The sequence below is a fragment of the Stenotrophomonas sp. genome, from assembly GCF_031995405.1.
GTDB lineage: Bacteria > Pseudomonadota > Gammaproteobacteria > Xanthomonadales > Xanthomonadaceae > Stenotrophomonas.
The window spans coordinates 1-2,826 of sequence record NZ_DAMAGC010000206.1; the positions used below are offsets into that span (position 1 = coordinate 1).

The window sequence follows — 2,826 nt, forward strand, 5'->3', positions numbered from 1 at the left end:
AGCTGCACCTTCGCCGCCGGTGACATGGCGTGCAGCAGCAGGTCCTGGGTGGGCGACGGAAAGTGCGCGAAGAGGTCGGCGCGTGCCGGTGGGTCGAGCAGCATCAGCAGGCCCAGGCACTCGTCGGTCTCGAGCACGCCGAGCGCATCCACCAGATCCGAGGCGTGGGTGGTGGCGGCGATGCTGGCGAAACCGGCGGCATCGTAGCCGCGGGACAGGGTACGGATGGAGAACGCGAGGTCATTACGGTTCATGGGGGGCTCCAGTCGGAAGAAAGGCGTTGTCCGCTCGATCGAGGCGGGCGCAGGGGCGGATGGTCGATCGCGGTGTGGGCAGGGCGCGGCGCAGTGGCGGGCGGCCGCAGGGGCCGTGGAAGCGTGCGGCAGGGGTGGTGTGTCGCGGGGCGGGGCCGCCCGACGCTCAGGGCAGCGTCGCGAGATTGAAGCCGAGCGTCAGCCAGTGGCTGTCGCGTAGGTGATGGATGCGTCCAGCGAGCAGGTCGAGGTTGGCGCCGGGCCACAGCACGCGTCGCAGACCCAGTTGGCTGCCGCGCTCGCGGGCAGCATCGTGTGCGGTCTCGGCCAGCAGCGACCAGTCGCGCGTCAGTCCGATCTCCATGCCGATGCCGTCGGTGCGACCGCGTGCGATGCCCTGTGCCGCCCAGCCCAGGTTGAGGTGCACCTGCACGCGGTCCTGTATACCCGGTGCAATCGTCAGCGGGACGTTGAGTGCCCAGTCATCGGCGCGCGGACGCTGCGTGTTGCCACCGACGCTGGCGCTGAGTGCCAGACCCCAGTGTCGCGGCGCACCCTCGACCAGGATGCGCTTGGCACCGAGGGCGTACTGGCGGCGGGCATCGCCGGGCGCACGGGTCAGCCCCAGCGACCATTCGGTATGGGCCAACGTGCAGGCAGGCACGGCGGTCCATTCCTGGCCGGCATCGGTGTGGCGCACCCAGCTTTCCAGCTGGCACTGGCCGGCATCGGTGATGCCGGCGTCGTCGACCAGCAGGCTGGCGGCGGCGCGGGTGTTGAACGGCAGCAGGGCCACGCTCAACAGCAGCGGGGCGAGTACGCGGAAAGCGTGCATGGGCAATCTCCAGGCGAACGGAAACGCCAGCGGCACCCTCGTCGGGGTCGGTGGAACAACGGTGCGGATGAAGCGAGGCAGGCGCATGTGACATGCGCCGGAAGGCCCCGTCCTGTGCGGACGGAACCGACCTTGGGGTCAGTGGATCCGTCGGCTCAGGCGCAGCAGCGCGATCGACTATGACTGTCCAAGGAGGGGGTCTCTGGCGAAAAGGAAGGTGGTGCGGGGCGCAAGGTAGAGAGCGTTGCTGGCGTGGTCAAGCGGTTTTCGCGGCGCGATACCAACGTATAGGACGCCTATGCCGGCGCGCGCGCTGAAACCGTGGATGCAGGCATTTGGCGCTGAAATCCAGCGCGCGTGCAGACATCGCGCGCTGTCGCGATTGACCGACGCAGCGCGGGAAAATGTCGCCACCCCGGTAGAGCCACGCCATGCGTGGCTGTCTTCGATCGGGCGAGGCGTGCAGCCACCCATGGAGTGGCTCTACCGACGCAGTCACGCGACGCGCAGACCGGCGGCGTGCGCGCAAAAAAAAACCACCCGCGTGCGGGTGGTTTCTTTGTTCCAGCGAAGGTGCCGGACTCAGTTGACCTGGGTGCTCGGCGTCGCCGCGGCCTGGGTCAGCAGGCGGTTGATGTCCTGCAGTTCGGCGATGTCCAGCGTGCCCACGGCCTGGCCCAGCTGCAGGCGGTTCTGCAGGAAGGTGTAGCGCGCGTTGGCGTAGTCCAGCTGCGCCGAGAACAGGATGCGCTGGTTCTGGATCACGTCCAGCACGGTGCGGGTACCCACTTCCAGGCCGACCTGCGAAGCGTCGTAGGCGCTCTGTGCCGAAACCACGGCCAGGCGACGCGCTTCCACTTCGCTGATGCCGGCGACCAGGGTCTGGTAGGCATTGCGGGTGTTGCGGTCGAGGGCGCGCTTCTGCTGCTCGTAGCCGTCCTGGGCGATGTCGCGCTGGGCCAGGGCCTGGCGTACGCCGGACTGGGTGGCGCCGCCGGAGAAGATCGGCACGCTCAGGGTCAGGCCGACGCTGTTGCTGCGGCGGTCCGGGCTGAAGCTGTCACCGGCGCCGACCACATCGCCCCAGCTGGCCGACTTGCCGGCGGTAGCGCCGAGCGACAGGGTCGGGTAGTGACCGCCGCGTGCGGCCGACACGCCGGTTTCAGCGGCGCTGACCTTCAGTTCCTGCGCCTTCAGCGCCGGGTTCTGCGCGACCGCTTCGTTGACCAGCTGGTCGATGCTGGCGTACTTGGCGGGCAGTTCCGGACGGAAGTCGACCGGCAGGGCGCGCAGGTCGGCCACCGGCTGGCCGGTCAGTTCGGTCAGTGCCTGGTAGGCATCGGCCAGAGTGTTCTGCGCCACGATGGTGTTGGCGCGGGCCTGGTCGTACTGGGCGCGCGCTTCGTGCACGTCGGTGATCGGGGCCAGGCCCACTTCCAGGCGCTTGTCGGCGAAGTCGAACTGCTTCTTGGCCGCCGCTTCGTTGGTCTGCGCGGCGGTCAGCGATTCGATCGCCACCAGCACGTTGAAGTACGCCGCCGAGGTGCGCACGATCAGGTCGTCGTTGGCCGAATCCAGGGTGAAGTCGGCTGCCTTGCTCAGGTCGCGCTGCGAACGCAGGTTCGCGAACTGGGTGAAGTTGAACAGCGTCTGGCTGCCGTTGACCGTGTAGTTGCGGCTCTTGGTGGTGATCGAGCTGGAGCTCAGGTCGTGGTTCGGGTTGGTGCGGGTACGGTT

2 protein-coding genes and 1 pseudogene are annotated in these 2,826 nt (G+C 68.3%); all 3 read right to left on the minus strand.

Translation table 11 applies throughout. The annotated features are described in order from the left end of the window. A pseudogene (locus tag RTO53_RS19775) lies at window positions 1-254 on the minus strand (magnesium transporter); the annotation flags it as partial. Window positions 255-420: 166 nt separating this feature from the next. After that, window positions 421-1,089, minus strand: coding sequence for a hypothetical protein (locus tag RTO53_RS19780; RefSeq protein WP_312239366.1), 669 nt, complete (start codon window positions 1,087-1,089; stop codon window positions 421-423). 582 nt (window positions 1,090-1,671) lie between these two features. Further along, window positions 1,672-2,826, minus strand: a 1,155-nt coding sequence (locus tag RTO53_RS19785; protein WP_312239367.1) for a TolC family outer membrane protein, incomplete at its 5' end; no start/stop codon positions are given.

Excerpts from the sequence above, each read along its gene's own strand:
- RTO53_RS19780 (WP_312239366.1), bottom strand. The coding sequence starts at position 1,089 with ATGCACGCTTTCCGCGTACTCGCCCCGCTGCTGTTGAGCGTGGCCCTG.